Origin of the sequence: Nostoc sp. (assembly GCF_036917355.1) — a bacterium.
GTDB lineage: Bacteria > Cyanobacteriota > Cyanobacteriia > Cyanobacteriales > Nostocaceae > Nostoc.
Map to the genome: position 1 here is coordinate 1 of NZ_JBALDP010000061.1, position 21,379 is coordinate 21,379.

The 21,379-nt window shown below is 41.2% G+C and carries 16 protein-coding genes, 1 tRNA gene and 1 pseudogene; 10 read left to right on the forward strand and 8 right to left on the reverse strand.

The features are described 5' to 3' along the window. Positions 1-188: 188 nt before the first annotated feature. The 4 genes and pseudogenes from V7K53_RS17270 to V7K53_RS17285 form a co-directional block, all read right to left on the reverse strand. Positions 189-527, reverse strand: a complete 339-nt coding sequence (locus V7K53_RS17270; RefSeq protein ID WP_322660052.1) for a hypothetical protein — start codon at positions 525-527, stop codon at positions 189-191. A 267-nt stretch (positions 528-794) separates the two neighbouring features. Beyond that, on the reverse strand, positions 795-2,501 hold the full coding sequence (gene ilvD, locus V7K53_RS17275) for a dihydroxy-acid dehydratase (protein ID WP_335198703.1): 1,707 nt from the start codon (positions 2,499-2,501) through the stop codon (positions 795-797). A gap of 226 nt (positions 2,502-2,727) precedes the next feature. Further along, complete coding sequence (locus V7K53_RS17280; protein WP_335198704.1) at positions 2,728-2,994, reverse strand: hypothetical protein; 267 nt, start codon at positions 2,992-2,994, stop codon at positions 2,728-2,730. A 177-nt stretch (positions 2,995-3,171) separates the two neighbouring features. Next, positions 3,172-3,502: pseudogene (locus tag V7K53_RS17285) on the reverse strand (IS1 family transposase); the annotation flags it as partial. An 80-nt stretch (positions 3,503-3,582) separates the two neighbouring features. Here V7K53_RS17285 and V7K53_RS17290 point away from each other — a divergent pair. The 4 genes from V7K53_RS17290 to V7K53_RS17305 all read left to right on the forward strand — a co-directional run bounded on the left by V7K53_RS17290 (position 3,583) and on the right by V7K53_RS17305 (position 7,747). Further along, complete coding sequence (locus V7K53_RS17290; protein WP_335198705.1) at positions 3,583-5,028, forward strand: PQQ-dependent sugar dehydrogenase; 1,446 nt, start codon at positions 3,583-3,585, stop codon at positions 5,026-5,028. Positions 5,029-5,218: 190 nt separating this feature from the next. Further along, positions 5,219-5,554, forward strand: coding sequence for an STAS domain-containing protein (locus V7K53_RS17295; RefSeq protein ID WP_335198706.1), 336 nt, complete (start codon positions 5,219-5,221; stop codon positions 5,552-5,554). A 583-nt stretch (positions 5,555-6,137) separates the two neighbouring features. After that, positions 6,138-6,222 (forward strand) — tRNA-Ser (locus V7K53_RS17300). A 343-nt stretch (positions 6,223-6,565) separates the two neighbouring features. Further along, positions 6,566-7,747 carry a CapA family protein gene (locus V7K53_RS17305; RefSeq protein ID WP_335198707.1) on the forward strand — a complete coding sequence of 394 codons (1,182 nt, stop codon included), beginning with the start codon at positions 6,566-6,568 and terminating at the stop codon, positions 7,745-7,747. A 76-nt stretch (positions 7,748-7,823) separates the two neighbouring features. Here the strand turns inward: V7K53_RS17305 and V7K53_RS17310 are convergent, their stop codons facing one another. Further along, positions 7,824-9,452: a serine/threonine-protein kinase gene (locus V7K53_RS17310; RefSeq protein WP_335198709.1), complete on the reverse strand. Its 1,629-nt coding sequence runs from the start codon at positions 9,450-9,452 to the stop codon at positions 7,824-7,826. 427 nt (positions 9,453-9,879) lie between these two features. After that, positions 9,880-10,590 carry a ribose-5-phosphate isomerase RpiA gene (gene rpiA, locus V7K53_RS17315; RefSeq protein WP_334819582.1) on the reverse strand — a complete coding sequence of 237 codons (711 nt, stop codon included), beginning with the start codon at positions 10,588-10,590 and terminating at the stop codon, positions 9,880-9,882. 246 nt (positions 10,591-10,836) lie between these two features. Between rpiA and V7K53_RS17320 the strand changes: the two genes are divergently transcribed. Continuing rightward, complete coding sequence (locus tag V7K53_RS17320) at positions 10,837-11,511, forward strand: S-layer homology domain-containing protein (protein ID WP_335198938.1); 675 nt, start codon at positions 10,837-10,839, stop codon at positions 11,509-11,511. 30 nt (positions 11,512-11,541) lie between these two features. Here V7K53_RS17320 and V7K53_RS17325 read toward each other — a convergent pair whose 3' ends face one another. Then, the gene (locus V7K53_RS17325; RefSeq protein WP_335198710.1) at positions 11,542-12,852 is read right to left on the reverse strand and encodes a hypothetical protein; all 1,311 of its coding nucleotides are present in this window, start codon (positions 12,850-12,852) and stop codon (positions 11,542-11,544) included. 435 nt (positions 12,853-13,287) lie between these two features. Here V7K53_RS17325 and V7K53_RS17330 point away from each other — a divergent pair, with 435 nt between their 5' ends. The 4 genes from V7K53_RS17330 (at position 13,288) to V7K53_RS17345 (ending at position 19,564) form a co-directional block, all read left to right on the forward strand. Then, positions 13,288-16,119: a DUF3131 domain-containing protein gene (locus tag V7K53_RS17330; protein ID WP_335198712.1), complete on the forward strand. Its 2,832-nt coding sequence runs from the start codon at positions 13,288-13,290 to the stop codon at positions 16,117-16,119. Between the two features lie 252 nt (positions 16,120-16,371). Further along, positions 16,372-18,363 (forward strand): glycosyltransferase, encoded by a 1,992-nt coding sequence (locus V7K53_RS17335; RefSeq protein WP_335198713.1) that lies wholly within the window; start codon positions 16,372-16,374, stop codon positions 18,361-18,363. 87 nt (positions 18,364-18,450) lie between these two features. Beyond that, on the forward strand, positions 18,451-19,164 hold the full coding sequence (locus V7K53_RS17340; protein ID WP_335198714.1) for a PIG-L deacetylase family protein: 714 nt from the start codon (positions 18,451-18,453) through the stop codon (positions 19,162-19,164). A 73-nt stretch (positions 19,165-19,237) separates the two neighbouring features. Next, positions 19,238-19,564 (forward strand): STAS domain-containing protein, encoded by a 327-nt coding sequence (locus V7K53_RS17345; RefSeq protein ID WP_335198715.1) that lies wholly within the window; start codon positions 19,238-19,240, stop codon positions 19,562-19,564. Positions 19,565-19,606: 42 nt separating this feature from the next. Here V7K53_RS17345 and V7K53_RS17350 read toward each other — a convergent pair whose 3' ends face one another. Further along, the gene (locus V7K53_RS17350; RefSeq protein WP_335198716.1) at positions 19,607-20,794 is read right to left on the reverse strand and encodes a SpoIIE family protein phosphatase; all 1,188 of its coding nucleotides are present in this window, start codon (positions 20,792-20,794) and stop codon (positions 19,607-19,609) included. Between the two features lie 150 nt (positions 20,795-20,944). On the opposite strand from V7K53_RS17350, the gene V7K53_RS17355 reads away from it, so the two are divergent. Beyond that, the gene (locus tag V7K53_RS17355) at positions 20,945-21,373 is read left to right on the forward strand and encodes an ATP-binding protein (RefSeq protein ID WP_335198717.1); all 429 of its coding nucleotides are present in this window, start codon (positions 20,945-20,947) and stop codon (positions 21,371-21,373) included. Positions 21,374-21,379: the final 6 nt, after the last annotated feature.

Below are 21,379 nucleotides of genomic sequence, written 5' to 3' on the forward strand. Positions count from 1 at the left end.
GACCAACTTACATTTGAGCAGGTAATTTCTGTCTCTTCTTACAACTTTATCCTGGAAGCTTTATTCTATGCAGCTTCATATTAAATTGGTATTACTTTATTAATTAAGTAATTACTTCGAGTCTAGCAGAGGACATATTGTTGAGTTGCCCTGTCAGAAGTAAGAAATGTTTTAAAGTCGGATGAGTATCACTCCAAACTAATTTTCCACAACCCATCTAGGGGATTAGACAGTTGGAATTGACTATCATTGCTACCGAGCCAATTATTGTCATACACTAACCCCACACTGAATATTCTATTTAGAGGATACTGTCCTAGTTTTCCAAAACCTTCAATATTCTTTGAGTCAGCGATCGCTTGCTGGTTCAACTGTATAGTTGTTTGGTTGCCGTCGTCAAAGTAAATTGTAGCTCGTTTGTTGTGAAAGCGCACCTGAACTTTGTAGACGCCACCAGTTGCATAGTAATAAGCTGTAGCAGGCAGCTTTTGACCGTCAATATTTTGTCCTTTAAGCTCAACTGCCATAGCAGGACTGCATAGCAGCAAGAGGATTGGCAAGACTGACCCTAAAACTTTCATTGGTAGTAACAAACACTTTCAATCAACTACTTTCTACTTTAAAACATAAGTAGAGTGACTTAAAAGAACCAGGCTATGTAAAGATAAGCAAATACTGGTCGCGATCGCGGAAAAAACAAGAAGTATACATTTCCAATTTTGACAACGTCAGAAAATCGTCTTTCCATACGTCTTGTAGAGAGACGCGAGATATCGCGTCTCTAACCTTACTCCCTACTCATTAAATAAATCCAAGTCTGTGACAGCACCAACACTACTAGAGGAAACTAGCTTGGCATATTTTGCTAAGATGCCTTTTGTATAACGGGGTGGACGGGGTTGCCATTTGGCGCGGCGACTGGCTAATTCTGCATCAGAAATGTTGATTTGTAACAAGCGAGAATTAGCATCGATAGTGATGCTATCACCTTCTTCGACCAGAGCGATCGCACCACCAACGGCGGCTTCGGGAGCAACGTGTCCGACTACCATCCCGTAAGTACCGCCTGAAAAGCGTCCATCAGTAATTAACGCCACTGCATCGCCTAAACCTGCACCAATAATTGCTGAGGTGGGTGCTAACATTTCCCGCATCCCAGGACCACCTTTCGGCCCTTCGTAGCGGACGATAATTACATCACCAGCTTTAATCTTACCTGCAAGGATGGCATCTAGGCATTCTTCCTCGGAATCAAATACCCTTGCAGAACCGGTAATGTTGGGATTTTTTACCCCAGTAATTTTTGCTACTGCCCCCTCTGTAGCGAGATTCCCTTTCAGGATGGCTAAGTGACCTTGGGCATACATCGGGTTATTCCAAGGACGAATCACATCTTGATTGCTTGGTGGTTCATCGGGAACATCTGCTAAAATTTCAGCGATGATTTTACCTGTAATGGTAATACAGTCACCGTGAAGTAATCCATGCACCAATAGCATTTTCATCACTTGGGGAATACCACCAGCTTGATGTAAGTCTGTGGCGACATATTTACCACTGGGTTTTAAATCGCATAAAACCGGGACACGATCGCGGATAGTTTCAAAATCATCTAGATTAAGTTCTACATCAGCCGTATGAGCGATCGCTAGAAAATGTAACACGGCGTTAGTTGAACCACCCACAGCCATAATTACAGAAATAGCATTTTCTATAGATTTGCGTGTGATAATGTGCCGGGGTAACAATTGATTGCGAATTGCTTCTACTAATACCTTGGCTGATTCTTCAGTGCTATCGGCTTTTTCATCGTCTTCCGCCGCCATTGTGGAAGAATAGGGTAAACTCATACCCATCGCTTCAAAAGCCGAGGACATAGTATTGGCTGTGAACATCCCACCGCAAGAACCAGCACCAGGACAAGCGCGGCGTTCTACTTCCATCAGTTCGGTGTCGTCAATTTTTCCAGCACTGTATTCACCCACAGCCTCAAAGGAACTCACAACAGTCAAGTCACGGCTGTTGTAGTGTCCGGGTTTAATTGTCCCACCGTAAACAAAGATAGCCGGGATATTCATCCGTGCCATTGCAATCATTGCCCCTGGCATATTTTTATCACAGCCACCGATGGCAATTACACCATCCATACTTTGACCATTACAAGCGGTTTCAATTGAGTCAGCAATCACTTCTCGTGACACTAGGGAATATTTCATTCCCTCAGTTCCCATAGAAATCCCATCACTAATAGTAATTGTGCCGAACATTTGCGGCATTGCCCCGGCTAGTTTAATTCCAGCTTCAGCTATGAATGCTAATTGATTAATCCCCATGTTACAGGGAGTGATGGTGCTGTAGGCATTAGCCACACCGACAATTGCTTTCTTAAAGTCTTCATCCTGAAAACCTACTGCACGCAGCATAGCCCGATTTGGCGATCGCTGTACGCCTTGTGTAACAACTTTACTTCTGAAATTCTCTGACGTTGTTTTTTCACTCATTGCTCTGGCCTCAATCAAATCTCTGTACGAGTATGATATGGAGCCTTTTTTGAGATGTCCAATATATATTTATCTAAATTTGAGACTTATAAAGTATCAAAAAGATGGGACTACGACATCTGCGCTACTTTATTGCTGTAGCTAAGGAATTACATTTCAACAGGAATTAGACAAACGTATAATTTTATTCAGCCATAAATCGAATGGCTCTCTGCGTTCATATTACTCACCCACAGAAATTATCAACTCTCAACTCGCGCCACACATCAGACGGTTGCCAGCCAGAGTTACCAACGGAACGCAAAGGGCGATAGTGTTCACAGATGTAGTCCGATTCGGATGCTTCGATGTACACAGGTAGATTTGGTTCAACCACCGATTCAGGAATATCTTGACTCTCAGGCATCTCAATCGGTTCAGTCAATGGTGGAGTTACTTCTGTTATCTTGCGAATTGGGTTAGAAGTTTTTTTGATGAGTCGTTGCATATTCATAGTCATTATTTGGCAAACACAAGGTAGGATATCCCAGAATACAGTAAGTTATCAGAAAATCCGAAATATTTTGCTGGAAAGTTTTTTCGGGTGCGGATTGCTTTTCGCTTTTCAAAGATGGGAGGGTAGCACGATTGCATGATTGCACTAATAGGCGTTGCATAAATGCAGGATGAATTAGCCAAATACGGGTATTTCTCTATACTCGAAAATTAAAGTAACAATCAAATTGAATATTTAAGCGTATCTACTGATTTGGAATAGCACAATGTTTTTCGATAGCGAAGCGGTAGCGACGTTAGGAGCGTCTGTAGGCGTGCAAGATAATCACGTAAATGTGTATTTTCACCTTCTAGTCTGGTCATATATGTTTTACTGACGATACGATCTTCTGGGTTAATAAAACTGGGGTAAACTTTCCATCCATCCGTCATATAAAAATAGCACTGCCAACAGCAAACAATGTCCATCAAAGTTTAAATGTTTCAGCACTATGGTCTCCTAAGATTTAAGCTAAAATTCCAAAAAATTTCCCTTATCAAGAGGGATTTAACAACAAAACTAAGTGACTATTTTATTAAGAAAATCATGAACAACACTAAATCATTTAACCAAGTTAAACGCAGATTTTTCGGGAAATTTGCTCTTAAAACGCTGTTATTTACAATAAAACTATTATTTACAATAGTTTTATTAAATCATAGCACTACTGGAGTAAGTGTTGTACCGCAAGCCCTGCGTCCTGATATCAAGGTTCGCAATATTATTAATACACTCTCAGTCTCTCCTTCTGTGCGGATTGTAAAAGATCCACGAGATAATACTCTCTATTACCTCAAACGAAATGGTGAGATTTATCAAGTCAATTTAGCCTCCTCTACTAGAAGCCTTGTGTACAACTCTAGTAATCATAATATAAGTGAAACTCAAGGTATGGCCATTGGCCCTAACGGCACAATTTATTTAGTTGGCAATGCAGACCTTGTGAATAACCAAACTCAAGCAATTATTGTTAAAGGTGTAATTAATTCGAGTACAAGACAGCGTATCTGGTCTATCTTAGCTAAGAGTGCAGCCTATCCCAAAAGCAAAACAGCTTATGACCATCGCTTCAACGGTGTAGTTGTTAGCCTGGATGGTAATTTTATCTATGTGAATAGCGGTTCTCGTACCGATCATGGTGAGGTTCAATCTGTTGATGGTCTGTATCCCAATACTCGCGAAGTTGGATTAACCGCCTGTATACTCCGTCTTCCTAGTAATGGTAACAATTTATTTCTGGCAAACAATCGAGCAACCTTAAAGACATCTGGCTATATTTTTGCAGAAGGAACACGCAATACTTTTGATATGGCATTTGCACCCAATGGGGATTTATTTGGCACAGAAAATGGGCCAGATCGCGACATGTCAGAAGAATTAAATTGGCTACGTTTAGGTGGTAATTACGGCTTTCCTTGGCGTATTGGTGGGACAGATAATCCACAACAATTTTCCAATTATAATCCTGCCACTGACCGATTGTTAAGCCCTCAATTTAACGCTATCCAAAAGGGCTACTATCGTAACGATCCAACCTTTCCTATTCGGCCTACTGGAAAACTGATTGAACCAATTCCTAATCTTGGACCAGACGCAGATAATTACCGCGATCCTGTAGATGGAAAAGTTAAAGATGCCAGTGTTCTTGGGCAACCTTTTAGCACTTTTACAACACACCGTTCTCCTTTAGGGTTAGTTTTTGATACACAAGGAGTAATGAGTCCAGAATTCAACAGAGATGGATTTATGTTGAGTTGGACAGCAGGCGATCCCACTGGCGAAACACTAATAGGCCCTTTTAAAGATGCCAGCCAAGACCTACTACATTTAAAGTTAACTAAAGTAAGAAATACCAACTATAAACTTAACTCTACGCGCCTTGTCACAGGTTTTAGTAATCCCATTGATGCCGAGATTATTAGCAACAAGATTTATGTTCTAGAATATGGCGGAAATCAAGGAATTTGGGAAGTCTCTATGCCTACCAAGTAAAGTAAATTCGACATTCGTCCAACAGGTGACAGCATCGACAACGCCAAACGAAAATAGATTGCGATAATCTAACTTTTCTAAACTTATTTATCTTTTTTCCTTAAGTGTCTTATCTGTCTTAACTGTCCTTGTAACGATTTTTCAGCCGTGATAAGTTCTTATAAAACAACACTATTAACCAAGCATAACTATGTCAATAGAAACAAGAACTGTGAAAGACGTGACTATTTTAGATGTAAAAGGCAAAGTGACAATTGGCCAAGGTGATTTAACCCTTCGCGAATCTATCAGCAGCGCACTTGCAGATGGTGCTAAAAAGATTTTGCTCAATTTAAGCGGAGTGACTACAATAGACTCTTCTGGAATAGGTGAGCTAGTATCAGGTTATACTACAACAAATAACCAGGGTGGGAAACTTAAATTAACAAATCTTCCCCCGAAAGTTAATGATATTTTGATGATAACCCAACTCATAACGGTTTTTGAGACTTATGACAGTGAAACAGAAGCACTTCAATCATTCTAATTAGTGGGATTTTTGTTGTCTGTACTGATGGCGAAAAAACAAGTTATAAAAAAATCTAAGTACAGTAGAGATTTAAGATTTTTGCTCTGCCTGTCCCTGTACCCAATTCAATACTTAACTCATCCCACCTTTTCCCACCTTTTGATTGGTGGGATTTTTAGTTTCAGGATCTATGCATTAGTCACATCTTTCTTAACAAAAGAGTTAAAGTGTAGAAAGCAGATACAGCAGTAGTTTAAGCGATAAAAGGCAAGGATTAATCAGAGTGCGATGTCTGACGACAAGCCTTACGGCTACGCTTTTATTGGAGTAATTGAGATAAGAGGATGCTGATTAAAAAATATTTCACAGAATAATACGAGTACTGTTATTTTTAAGCCATGCTAATGTAAGTAACATGAATCTTGTGATGTCTTTTTCGATGTCTACAGACCTTAATTTGCCTTGCCGTTGGTGTTCTTGGAGGATTGCATTACGCAAAAAAAGCGATAATGCTATAGTACTATAGGGAATCCAGCAAAAATTCTCTAAATTTACAGCATTTGCATGTAAAATAGATAGTCAAATGTTTGAATAAATAGTTGGAGAGGTGTCCGAGCGGTTCATGGTGACGCACTCGAAATGCGTTTTGGGGAAACCCAACGGGGGTTCGAATCCCCCCCTCTCCGTTCAAAAGATTACTGAAAATTTACTACAATGTGGCTGAAATTTGCCTACCTTTAGCAAGGATCTTGAACAACTTGTCTGTTTATTTGCAAGTTGAATATAGGAATCCGGTTTGATTCCTGAATTTAGTTGCGTAGACAGGGGACAGGGAATAGGGGACAGAGAACAGGAAAGAATGGATAGATCCGTACTGAGTCTTGTTCAAAAATCAAATAGGAATCCTATAGGATTATCGCTTCATATTTACGTAGTTAAATATTTGCCAAAAACACTAAAATATACACCGCCAACACAGATTTTTCAGATTTTTAGGATAAACTAATGCCATCGTGTGAGGAGTGAACGATGGTAGATCGCAGATTGGGGCGAGTATTCTCATTTAGTCTGATCAGCATTTGTTTATATCTGGGTATTAGTATAGGAGTCATTATCCGGCTTGGTCAATCACAGCGATTAAACGCTGCTACTATGCCTACTAAGCCTATGCAATTTCCATTAGCTATTCCTGAACTTACGCCATCAAAAACACAACAACAAACCTTTCCAGATACTATTACCATCAAAGCTGTTGGAGATATTATTCCCGGCACTAATTTCCCTGACTATAGATTACCCCGTCTTCGAGATCAATTATTACCAAAGTCAGTGAGAACTCACTTGCAAGGATCTGATATCTTGTTTGGGAATTTTGAAAGTAGCCTAACTAATTATCCCTATACTGCCAAAGATATTAGTCGAGGACAAGTCTTTGCCTTTCGTTCTCCACCTGCATACGCCCAGCTTTTTGCTGAAGCTGGTTTTAATGTGTTCAATATGGCAAATAACCATGCAATGGACTTTGGCCCGGTAGGGTTCAAAGATACAATGAAAAATCTTCAGGCTGTGGGCATTGCAACATTAGGTCATAAAAATCAAATTCTTTATTTGGAAGCTAACAATATCCCTGTGGCAATGCTCGGATTTTCTCCTTATGAAATGTATAACTCCATCCATAATTTAGGAGCAGCTAAAGCACTCGTGGCAGAAGCCAAAAATAAAGCCAATATTGTAGTAGTATCGATGCACGCTGGAGCGGAAGGAACGGGGGCACTACACGTTAAGAATCAAACAGAGTTTTTTTATGGAGAAAATCGAGGTAATGCGATCGCGTTTGCTCGAAACATGATTGATGCCGGAGCAGACTTAGTACTAGGACATGGCCCTCACGTTCCCAGAGCGATGGAAATTTATCAGGGAAAAATCATTGCCTATTCTTTAGGAAACTTTTTGGGATATCGGACTTTATCTACAAATGCCCAAACAGGTGACTCCATGATTTTAGAAGTCAAACTTAATTCAGCAGGAAATTTGGTATCAAGTAAAATTATTCCAGTTCGGATGGATCGGCAAGGAATCCCTCATATCGATCGGAGTTTTCAAACTATAAAACTTATGCGTTATTTGAATAATCAAGCTTTTCCCAAGAATCCGGTGAAGATTAATAAGAAAGGGGAAGTTGTTGTACAGAATAAACTTAATCCTTCCTAAAATAATTCGTAATTAGTTAATAGGAGCCAGCGTGGTTGTGGACTTACCACGCTGTTTTACCAGAATCCAAAATTGATTAGTTATTGTCATCTTGTGGCTTTTCCTCGAACTTCTGAATATTCTGGGATTCACTATTAGTCGGTGAATTTTGCTTTTCCAATGTTGGTACTACCACAGCAGAAGGATCTGATTGTTTGGATTCTGTTGGTGCTGCTGGTGGTATAAGTAAAGGTTTTGACGGACTTACGGGTTGAGGAGAGGCAGGATTTTGACTAGAAGTGGGTAAGTTATTTTGTGGGAATGGCAACGGTGCAGGGGCGGGGGAAGCTTTTCGAGATGAGCGGATTGCCCGTAGTTTCTCCACTAACGAGGGTGTGGGGGAAACGCTAGGTGAAGGTGTGGATTGTTCGGAATCACCGCGTTGTGATTCTCTTGTAGGGCTGCTGGTAGATTCTTCTTGGGAAGAACGACGATTGCGGCGACGCTGCTTGGAATTAGAGCTAGGTGCTGTTTCGGTTCTTGAGGTAGTGTTAGTCTCTTCACCTCTGGGTGAAGATGTACTATCAAAATTAGGTGCTTTCGCGCCTGATTCTTGAGTTGGCTTTTCAACAAGTGGCTTGGCAGCCGGCTGCTGAAATTTGGGTAATATACTGGCGATCCCAAAACCTGCTGTCGCAGCAACTAGCGCTACACCCATACCAATAAATACTTTAGATGACGCCAGGTTTTTAGCCAGTAAAGTTTCCTTAGCCATGCCTGGGTTGGACTGTGCCATCACAGATGGTCTATGCATAGAATTTTGGGCTGTTTTCCCAATTACAGTTGCTGCTTGCTGGGCAGATAAATTGACAGTTGGCACTGCGTAAGTGGGTAAAACTTGCGGTGTTCCATTCACCCCATTTCCAGGTAGCAATTGCAGCCACTCAGCAACTGTCGCTGGTCGAAAACGAGACTCTACCGCCATACCGCGCATTACCGCTTGGTTGACAGCAGCACTCAAGTGTGGTTGCAGTTCGCGGGGGGAAGGCATTTGTTCGCGATCGCGCAATAATGCTGGCATGGGAACTTGGGCTGTCAACAGTGCATACAAGGTTGCTGCTAAACCATAAACATCCGTGGCGGGTGTGCGCGCCGCTTGCGTCATATACTGCTCAATGGGAGAATAACCCTCAGAAACCAAACCTGTGTGGGTCTGCCTGACACCGCCATTAAATTCCCTGGCAATGCCAAAATCAATTAGTACTACTTCCTGTGTTCCTTGACGAAGAATAATATTATCTGGTTTGACATCACGATGTAACAAACCGTTGTTGTGTACTACCTGCAACGCTGCCCCAATTTGCCGGATGTAATGAATTGCTGTGGCTTCTGGCAAAGTTACTCCCGGTAAAACAAATGCGTCTCCCAAGGTTTCGCCAGGAATGTATTCCATCACCATGTAAGGCAGTCCAGCTTCCACAAAAAAGTCACTAACTCGGACTATATTTGGGTGAATACACGTAGCTAATCGTCTGGCTTCATCTTGGAATTGGCGCTCGAATTTGGCAAAATCAGGATGTTGTCGCAGCCGTTCGTTGATGGTTTTCATCACCACCTCCTGACCCAAGTAGTGATGCGTAGCTTTAAAGGTAATGCCAAAGCCACCCCGCCCTATTTCTTGAATTAGGGTATATTTTCCATCCTGCAAAATTGTGCCTGCTAACATAAAGAGTCCTGAGTCCTGAGTGAGCAGATAAGTACCGAGTCCTGAGTTTTGAGGGATTTCCCAAAAATTTTCCCATATTTTTATCGGGCAGGGTTCTTGCCTGTCTATTTTACGGGATGTAGTTGTTGGAATTGCTGAAGTGAGAAAGACCTCCCCACGATCGCAACAGTTTTATCTTTCTCAGATGATAACGCGGGAGTGCGGCAAGCTTAAAAGCGAAAGACGGGCTAAGGCTATTTTTTAGGTTTTATAGAAAATTCGGCTAAAGTTTAGTGTCAAAACAGAATTCAGAAGTCAGAATTCAGAATGAATGATGTACAACTGGCGAGTTTTGGGAAATTTCTGTTTAAACTCACTGGAATCTTGCTTAGTTTTGGATTTTAGATGTCTCTGAAATCTAAAATCCAAAATCTAAAATCCAAAATTATTACAGTTGCCGCACTAATGGCTGACCATCTTTGACTTCGCCAATTAAAACTAAATCGACGCAGTTCACAAAGATACCATTTTCCAGAACGCCGGGAATGTTATTCAATGTCTTTTCTAGTCCGGCTGGATCTTCAATAGAGTCAAATCTGACATCTAAGACAAAGTTTCCTTGGTCAGTGATTACTGGCCCAGCTTTTTTTACACCCATGCGGAGTTCTGGCTTGCCACCGAGTTTTTTGATGGCATTGGTTACAGGGGTAATTGCCATTGGAATCACTTCCACGGGTACAGCAAAACTAGAACCCAAGCGGTCTACTAACTTGCCACTGTCTACCACGACGATGAACTGTTCTGCTAGGTAGTCTACGACTTTTTCGCGGGTATGTGCTGCACCACCGCCTTTAATCAAATTCTTCTGCGGATCGACTTCATCTGCGCCATCAATGGCAATATCGATGCGGTCAATAGCATCCAAGGTGGCGAGAGGGACACCGTACTGCTTTGCCAGTACTTCTGACTGAAACGAGGTAGGTATACCAATGATATCTTTGAGTTCACCAGACTTGAGGCGATCGCCCAAAAACTGAATCGTATATGCTGTAGTTGATCCCGTACCCAACCCGACAATGGAACCCGACTTGACTAGGGCGGCGGCGGCTTTGCCAACTTCTTGCTTCATCAACTTTACGGGGTCTGCTGCTGCTGTCATTCCCAAAACTCCTGAAAAACTGACTATAGTCCATAGTAGTGGCCGGATAACGCCAAAACATCAAAGGGAAAAAACAAGTTTTTGCTGATTTTTACTCCCTTGACGATCGAAACCAGCTAACGCACTACGTAACGGGAGCAACATTGCCTAGCCGAAATTCGTCATTAACTGAGACTAAATTTTGCGTTAACCTCATTAACGTAGTTTTTTTTTGATTCACGTTAGCAGCTAAAAGTAGTTATCATGATGCGTCAGCTTTCAATTACTCTCTCTTTAATGGCAGTACTACAAAGCTTGCCAGCAATTGCTCAAATGCCAGAATCTAATTCTGGAATAACAGCTGATTCCATTCAACAAGTAACTGCTGTCAAATGGATGACAAACTTTCCCGATGGCAAATTTTATCCAGAAAGGTTACTGAGTCGGGCAGAGTTAGCCTCGATTATGGTAAAAGCATTTCGCCTAGATAAAAGAGAAGCTGTTAACAAACAAAATTTAACTATTCCAGATGTTCCTCGTTCTTATTGGGCATTTAATGATATACAGACAGTCCTAAAAACTGACATCATGAAAGGCTATCGGGGCAATGAATTCTTCCCTAACCAAAAGGTGACAAGGGCAGAAGCTCTGGCTATTTTCGCCCAGGCTTATGGTGTATTTCAGTTTCCTGATGCCGCTGTGAATGAGATTCTGGCTTCACATCCAGATGAAAAGTCTATCCCAACTTGGGCTAGAAAAGCGATCGCTACAGTGGCGACTGAGGGATTTCTGAATACAGATGCTCAAGGCAATATTTCCCCATTAAAACCCGTAACTCGTGGGGATATGGCTTATGTATTGAGTAAATATTTGCAACGACAACAGCAACAACCCGAAACACCGGAAGTTCCGATAATTCCAAATAGCCCACAATCTCCTTAGCTAGACTTTATCAAGCCGACGGACTCAAAATCAGTTTTGACCCGGATTTTTATACCTGTCTCGAAGTTGGCGAAGAAGATATACGGAATTAGACTGTGTTGGTTGCTGCAACACATTATTCCCATAATTAGTTTGTGGTACTTGGGTCGGTTGCTGCAAGCCATAATTCCCATAATTAGATTGTGGTACTTGGGTCGGTTGTTGCAACACATTATTCCCATAATTAGTTTGTGGTAGTTGAGTCGGTTGCTGCAAGCCATAATTCCCATAAGTAGATTGTGGTGGTTGCGTTGGTTGCTGCAAGCCATAATTCCCATATCCCGCAGGGTTAGTGGGTGTGACAACACTTTGACTCGGACTCTGGCTAGAGTAAGGTGCAATATTATTTGGCGCTACATTAGGCACTACTTGACCGTTATTTAAATAAGTGTAAGGATTTTGCGGTAAGTTCGTACCCGTAGTTAACCCATTATTAGGCACTACTTGACCGTTATTTAAATTAGTGTAGGGATTTTGTGGTAAGTTTGTACCCGTCGACGTGTTGCCTGTCCCAGTTACCCCAGTGTTTGGTAGGGAATTCTGACTGGTTAAGCTATTGATAGGTGGCATTAAGGTTGTTCCTGGAGCGGAGACTTGCCCTAAAGCATTTGTTTGAGTTGCAGTGGTATTATTGTAGCTAGACAATTTCTGGTTTGCCGATTGATTAAGCGCTGCTTGCAGAGGGTTGATAGAGAGAGAATTTTGATTCTTATTAGTTTGATTAGTGAATCCAACACCCAGGCTAGAAGATGTTTGGTCTCCCCCTGTTGGTTCAGACGCCGTATTAAAGGTTTTAAGACCTAGAAACGGGTTACTACTATCAACTGTTCCAGTACGCAATAAATTGTCTGTTTGCTGGACAAAGGGATTTTTCAGGGTTGGGGAGGTGTCGCCGTTAACACCTAAACCAGGATTTAATTTGGTATTATTAGCAGACTTTTGTTTGTTAATTACATCATCTAATGAGCCTTTGGTCTTTTTTGCCTCAGTCTTTTCTTCAGGCGCATTTGCGTTTAATGAGAGAGTTGCTTGCTCAAAGTCATTAAATAAAACTGGTAAGTTATCAATATCTGCTGCAATAGCTTTGTTTTCTTCTGACAGGGAAGAATCAGCAGACTTTTGTAAAACGACTGGTTTTTTTTGCTTATAAACGAAAATACCTGGGTTTGACCAGTATTCCCAGGTTGCTAGCCCAACTACAGATAAAAAAATCGCAGTTCCCCAAAAACCAGGTCGCCCAAGATTCCATAACCTGGCTTTGAGATAGCGTAAGTAGGCGGGAGGATAATGACGATGTGGCATGGGATTTGCTAAGTGAGATTTACTATAAATTGGTAAAATTCAACGGAAGAGGCATTGCTGTTTGATGCTTTTATTTGCCTGGGAAGGAAATATCTCAACTAAAGTTCGATTGTGATTTCATCGTAACTTCTCAAGAAATTATTAGTTATAAGTAAGTCAAAAATTTACTAATTACTATTTTAAACTAAACGGTTTAGTCTTGAAAATAATTTTAACTATCTTAGCTGCGATCGCCCCAACTTCCATTTTCGCTATCTTGATTTTCTACAGGACTAGCCGACAGATTAGCAGAGGTAGCATCTCTGCGGTGGAAATAGTTGACCGCCATTGACCAAAACGAGCGCCAAGTCTATTTTTTATACCTGATAAAACTTGATTTATGAATTATAACTGTACAGACGGGCTATGACGCTCTTTTAACTCCTTCTTTGAATTATGATATACAAACTCCCTCAACAAAAGCTGTTGAGATGGATTGCATTGTTCCTAATTGGAACATTTCTGCAATTTTTGTTTTACATCCCGACACCAGTCTTATCTCAAAATTCCAATAGCTGTAGCAATATTACAATCCCGCTCACATCTGAAGAACAAACTTATGCTCGTGCTGCTTGGCAGTATTTTGTCAAAAATTATCAGCCAGCAACGGGATTTACCAATTCTACTGGGGGTTATCCTTCAGGTACGCTCTGGGATATGGGTAACTACCTGATGGCATTGAATGCTGCACGATGGTTGAATCTTACCGATCAAGCAGACTTTGATTCTCGCCTCAATAAGTTTTTGACGACTCTTAGCAGTCTGAAGTTATTTGAAGATGCTTTGCCCAATAAAGTCTATAACGCAGCCACTGCACAGATGGTTGATTATGGTAACAATCCACTAGAGCGGGGTATTGGTTGGTCTGCTTTGGATGTTGGGCGAATATTGGCTGCGTTTGATGTCGTCCGTACCTGTCATCCTCAATATAATGACTGGCTCAAAGGAATTATAGCGAAGTGGCAGGTGGCGCGATCGCTCAAAGATGGACAACTTTTCGGCGCTACTGTTCTCTCTGACAACAAAACCTTACTAGTACAAGAAGGACGACTCGGCTACGAGGAATACGGCGCTAGAGGTTATCAACTTTGGGGTTTCTCAGCACCCAAAGCTATTGCTTTAGAACCGTTTAAGTTAGTTGAAATTAACGGTGTACAAATTCCTGTTGATAGCCGTGACTTTCAAAGCACCAACGCTAATAATTACGTTGTGAGTGAGTCTTATATCCTTGATGGGATTGAATTTGGCTTGCAGGGTGAATTAGCTGATTTTGCTGCCAGGGTTTTAGATGTGCAAAAACGGCGTTTTGATACCACAGGTCAGTTAACTGCGGTAACAGAAGATAATATCGACCAAGCACCTTATTTTCTCTATAACACCGTTTACGCCAACGGTACAAACTGGGCAACTATTACCGATGCCAATCAACCTTACCCACAGTTTCGCAGCCTCAGTACAAAAGCTGCTTTTGGCTGGCGCTATCTGTTTCCAGAAAATGCTTATGCCCAAAAGATTTTTGATGCAGTAAAGGATCTCCGCAGTCCTGATGATAGCGGTTACTATGCTGGGATCTATGAAGAATCAAAACAACCCAATAAAGCTTTAACAGGTAATACGAATGGGTTAATTTTGGAGATTTTATACTACAAAGCTAGGGGAAATCACCCTTTAATTGCTTCTGCTTCTACGAGTGTGTCTAGTAGCAAGCCTAGTGAGAATGCTTCTTCAGCAACCCCTGCAAATCAATCGAATCCTACTGTTACGACTCCGATCGCAATCCCTGTAAATCAACCGAATTCTACTGTTACGACTCCGATCGCAACTTCTAAACCTACAGAAGTAGCTGTTGCACCTATTCCACCAGTGGATAGTCCCCAGTCATCATCTAACCTGAAACTAAATCGATCGCTAACGCCTATTGAACGGCGTTATGCAGATGCGGCTTGGCGATACTTTCAAGCGAATTATCATGCCAAGAGTGGGCTGATAGACGATCGCAGTGATTTTAAAGGTGCAACCCTCTGGGGATTGGGAGATTATCTGGCAGCACTCCATGCGGCGCGATCGCTCGATACAATTACCCCTAAAGAATTTGACCAGCGCACCCGCCATCTCTTAGGAGCTTTGACAAAGTTACCGTTATTTGCAGGTGAATTGCCGAGTCGGAGTTATGATACGCGATCGCTGCAACCAGTCGATTATGGTGGCAATCCAGTTCCCGAAGGAAACGGTTGGTCAGCTTTAGATTTAGGTAGAATGCTGGCAGCGCTTTACAACTTAAAAAGCTGTCATCCAGAATACACGGCTGCCGTAGATAAAATTGTCCTGGATTGGTCATACTTGCGTGTGGTGCGCGAAGGTATTCTCTCCAGTGCCACCGTTACCAAAGAGGAAGATGGGCGATATCTCACCCGCGTTAACCCAGAAATCCGCTTGGGTTATGAGGAATATGCCGCTCGTGCTTTTCAATTATGGGGCTTTAATCTCGATCGTTCTGCTGTTGGGGGTGAATATCAAACTGCCTCAGTGGAGGGATTGAAAGTCCCAATTCAACGCCATCGCACAGATACTAATTCCAAAGTTAACCAATACACAGTTAGCAATCCTTTTGTACTCTATGCATTGGAGTTTGGATTAGATCCAAAAATGCGATCGCTCTTTGAACCAATTTTTCAAGCACAAGCTGAACGTTACCGTCGCATCGGCACCCTCACAGCCTCAGCCACCACCTTAATCGATCGTAAACCTTACACTGTCCACAGTACAATTACTGGACAAGGAGAGTCTTGGGTAGCTTTAGGAGATGATGGTCAACCAGTACCAAAGGGGCGATTGGTAAGTACAGCAGTAGCTTTTGCCTATAATGCTCTGCTTCCAGACAATAAGTATAGTCAACAGTTACAGGAAGGAACGACTGACTTATATAATCCATTAATTGGATTTTATGAGGGCTTCTACGAAACCACCGGCAAAACAGCAGTTGGTTTCACCAGCAGCACCAACAGTATGATTTTGCAATCATTGCTATACAATGTGACAAATCGACAACCCTTAATTCGTCCGATTAACGCTATGAAATCTCTTTGGTGGCAGACAGTTACCAAGGGAAATTCTGGGCGAGGTCTACCAAACAGCGCTATACAACAAACCAAGTTAACTTCTGATAGTTCTGGAAGTTACTGGGTTTCAGATAGTGAAAATACTCACCTAGTAACTGGCACAAAATAACATAACCAAAACCCTGATTTTCAGGTAGGGGCAATTCATAAAATTGCCTCTACAGTATGTAGTTTTGCATAAGTCCTAGTAATACCAAAATCCTTGTAGAGACGTAGCAGTGCTATGTCTCTACATCCAGATTCATAACTCAAATCAGCAACGCCAATTTTGGGTTGATTGAGAAAAAGTTGTTAGTCACAAATTTAACTAGGGAATACTTATTTTGATGGAGATGCAGATACATTAACTATCGGTACTAACATGACTTCAGTTTCTCTGACAAACTTTTCTGGTAACAGCCGCTCATTACTCAAAAAAAGAACGCTGTTATTTCGTTATTTAGCAGAAATCAATTTAATTTTTGGTATCTGGTATTTGCAATGGCGCATCACCCATTCGATCAATTTTGATGCCCTCTGGATTTCTATTCCTTTGCTGATAGCTGAGATTTACAGTTATTTCGGTGGCGTCATGTTTGTAATTGGGTTGTGGCGACCTTTAGTCAGACAAGTTAAATCTCTCGACCAGATGACCCCACCCATACCCAGAGCCGACTGGCCAACAGTGGATGTGTTTGTAACCTGCTACAATGAGCCGCCGGAAATTGTCGAAGAAACTGCCAAAGCTGCTTTGGCAATGGATTATCCGCCAATCAAGTTACGCGTTTATGTGCTGGATGATGGTAACTCGGCTGATATGCGAGCGATGACAGAAAGATTGTGTATTGAAGATTTGCAGTCACCACAATTACAGCTAGAAGCGGAACGGATTGATGCAGAACATTCTGGTCTGTTGGAGCGCTTGAAGCAACTGGAAAATCTGACATCTAATACTCAAGCTGCCGAACAATGGCTGCAAACATCAGAATCAGTGGTGAATCAGCCTGCGGCTGGATTTGTGCAAAGTTTGCGATCGCTGATTCTTTGGCTATCTCCGACTCATCAAAGTATTAACGATTTTCCTGTCAAAACGCTACGCGATCGCCTAATTACCGAACGGAAAACTTTAGAAGAAGCTATTTATAAAAAAGAACTAGAACTAGTTGAACTCACTCGTTTTCGCTACATTGCTCGTCCGAAGACGCCTGGTGTAGCGCATCATGCCAAAGCAGGCAACATCAATTACGCAATTTTTTCTGGAGAAACTTCAGGAAATTTTATTGTTACTCTAGATGCTGACCACATTCCCAAGCGAAATTTTCTCAAGCGAGTTCTGCCTTATTTCTACGCCTATAATCTTTCAACCGGAAAATACGACCAGAATCAAATTGCTTTTGTACAGACCCGCCAGGATTTTTACAATATTCCTCCAGGCGATCCTTTTGGACATCGAGCAAACTTATTTTATGGGCCACTTCAACAAGGTAAAGATGGTATGAATGCCGCGTTCTATACGGGCACAAATGCAATTCTCAGACGTGAAGCATTAGTTAGTGTCGGACTGCAAAACTTTGCTGATGAATTTGCCAAAGATGAAAAACGTTTAGATGAATTTGATTTAGTTGGTGGGGTATCCAGTAATAGCATTACAGAAGATATGAATACAGCCATGCGTCTGCATAGTGCTGGCTGGAAATCTATTTACCACAATGAACTTTTGGCAGAAGGTTTAGCCCCAGACGATCTAAGTTCTACTCTTAAACAGCGGCTACGCTGGGCACAAGGAACTATCCAAGTGCTAGTAAGGGAAAATCCACTGACAAAATCAGGGCTAACGTTTTGGCAAAGGTTGCAATATTTTAAGACGATGTATAGTTATTTTTCTGGTTTTGCAACTCTGGTTTTTATTTCTTGTCCAATTATCTATTTTTTTACGGACATTGTTCCAGTCAAAACCTACGGGTCTGACTTTGCCATACACTTTTTCCCAGCTTTTATTATTAACCGTCTGACTTTCCTTGCAGCTACCTGGGGTATTCCAGCGAGAGAAGTTTGGCGATCGGAACAATATGCGATCGCTTTATTCCCCTTATTAATCCAAGCTGTATGGAGTGTGTTCACAGGACAAAAACTCAATTTCCAAGTCACACCTAAGCAGCGGCAATCCGGGATTTATCTCCGGCTTGTTTGGCCACAGTTGGTTGTTTTTATCCTTACCATCTTGGGGATGTTATGGAGCCTTTACCAATTCGCAATTGGCCATTTAAATAATCCTGATGTTCACCTACTCAATGGTGCATGGGCTATCTATAATTTATTACTTTTGTGGGCGATCATCCGCGCATCTGTTTGGCAGCCTCCAAAAGAGGTTTAAAAGGTAAGTAAGAAGAGTGAGCAGAGGGAAGAAGGAGAATAACTACTGACTACCGACTTATAAATCCAGTCTAGAAAGAAAACAGCTATGAACACTCATTCAGACTCAAAAAACTTTGGTCAGCGAACTGTCTTAACAATTTATGCTCATGCTGATGATGAAGTTCTACCTGCTGCTGGTACTCTCAGTCTGATGTCGAAAGCAGGATGGAATGTTCGTTGCTTAATTTTGACTGATGGTGGTCTTTCTAGTTCGCCTGTTAAAGGTACACGTCATCAAGAAGCAGATGCAGCTGGTAAAATCATCGGTGCAACTTATGAGTTTCATGCACTTGAGGAGTGCAATTTCTCAACACAAGCAGTGATTAAAGTTACTGAAGAAGCTCTTGGGCGTTGGCAACCGGATCTGATTATTACTCACGCACCACAACCGGAAAAATATGGACATAGAGATCATGAAGTGTGTGCGATCGCAGTTTCTAATGTTGCTACCCGCAAAAATATACCCTTGTGGTATTCAGCACCACCCGTTTTTTTGCGCGGTTTTGAACCCAACTTTTTTGTAGATATCACCTCTGTAATTGAGGAAAAAGTCGCAGCGATCGGTTGTTATGAATCAGAGTTAAATAAAGCATTTATGCAACTTGATGCCATACTTGTTCTATCTCGCTTTTGGGCGCGAGAGTTAGGTCAAAAAGATGGCTATTTTGAAGCTTTTGAAATTTCTCGGCAATGGGTTGATGCTAGCTTTTTTACTGCTATAGCAAATAATAGTAATCAGCAAGTATTAAAACAAAACTAATTGTAGACTTTATCTATTGCAGGTTGCATGAATCTAATGCCAAAATATAACTATACAATAGGGAAATAAAACCATGAATTTGAGCGTAAAAGTACTAGAAATATCTGGAATTTTAGATGGTATTAGAGGTAACGAACTACGTCGTGAAGTTAGAGGTATGCTAGCAAACGGAGCCGATATTTTGTTGATCGACATGAAAGAAGTCAAGTTTATTGATAGCTCTGGTTTAGGTGCTTTAGTATCAGCGATGCAAATGGTACGAACTGCCAATGCTAAACTGTTTGTTTGTTCGATAAGCGATCAAGTCAGGATGTTGTTTGAACTGACTAAAATGGATAGGATTTTTCAAACTTTTGCTGACAAAGATGAATTTTACCGTCAAATATTGGCAACACAATAAGCTATTATCCAATCCAAACTTAACCATGCATAGTTGACTATTCTAACCAAAGTTAACTTTTACTAAAGATAAGTCATCATTTAGATTATCTTGAGTATTTAAAGTAAGAATATTCGCTAAGAGTTGATTGAGGTTACAGGCATTCTGACTATATTTGGTTAGTAAGTCAATGAAAGCATCGATCCCCCAAATTTTACCATCTGACTGATTAATTTCATAAGCACCATCACTAAAGATGTATAAAATGCTATTTTCTTCAATTTCAAAAACAGCATCCTCAAATTGAACTTCAGGCAAAAAGCCAATTGGTAAATCTAAAGAAGTTAGCTGTTTAACTTCGATATGATTTGTGGAGGTATTAGATAACAGTAAAGCCGGTGGATGTCCCGCGTTGGCATAAATGAGTTGACGTTTAAGGCGGTGATAAACTCCATACCAGATTGTGAAGTATTTATCACCGTGCTTGCTCATTTGAAAGGCATGATTGAGAGCTTTTAGGACTTCACTTGGTTGACAAAAGTTAGTTTTTGGTAGGGATTGCGATCGCAAAACATTCAACACCGATACTGATAGGAGGGCTGAACCCACCCCATGACCTGATACATCTAACAAATAAATTGCCAAACGATCCTCGTCAATCCAATGATGGTCGAAGCAATCACCCCCTAGCTGTGCTGAAGGAATAAACAGATTTTCTGTAGTTACTGCTCCTACAAGCGGTGAGGGTAAAAGCGATCGCACATAATCAGCGGCCTCAGCCAATTCTGCTTCCAAAATTTGCTTTTGAGTTTGCAAATCCTGATTTAGCGTCTCCAAAGCTTGCTTTTGACTTTGTAAATCCTGATTTAGCTGGTGTAACCTTAGTCCTGCTCTTACCCGTGCTTTCAATTCATTCATCTCTATTGGTTTGGAGATAAACTCATCCGCTCCAGCATCAAGTCCCCGAACTCTATCTTCCTCTTCTCCTCGAGCTGCTCCCCTAGCCGTCAATAGAATAAAAAAAGTAGTTGCCAATTCTGGATCTTTTCTAATTCGACGACACACTTCTAGCCCATCTAGCTGTGACATCATCCAATCACAGATAATCAGGGCAGGATGTAGCAGTTGTGCTTGGATAATTCCTTCTTCACCATTGCTAGCTACAGTAGTTTCATAACCCTGCTTTTGGAGTGTGCTTTTCAGTACTGCTCGCACTGTCGGGTCATCATCAATAACCAGAATTTTAAACATAAATTACAGTTTACTAAGTAAAATGATTGATAAATAGTTGCTTTAATTTAAGTTATATGCAATTTAGTTTTTAATGTATAGTAAAAATACTCAAATTAAATAAACTAATTAACGAATATGATGATTTCACGATATTTTATTAGTTAAGAAGTGAATAATAAAATTTATCTCAAAGTCAACACAGACCTGACAGCTTCATCTCAAGTTTTGTCTTGGTTCGAGCAGATGAATCAACCACCTATTCCCGATAAACAAATTTGGTGGCAATGTCAAACGCTGATGATGGAAGGCTTTACTAACATTGTTGAACATGCCCACAAAAATTTACCTATTGAAACTCCGATTGAGATGGAAGCTGTGCGGTTAGATGAATACATAGAAATTCGCATCTGGTCTCAAGGTGAACCATTTGACTTAGAACAGCAATTGCGCCAAACATCTGAATTTGAGGATAACAATCGAGAGCGCGGGCGGGGTTTAAAAATCATGTCCGCCATTGCCGACAAATTGAGTTATGAGCCGACAGTAGATAATCGTTACTGCTTATTTATTAGTAAATTTTACAAAAAATGCCTATGATTGGAG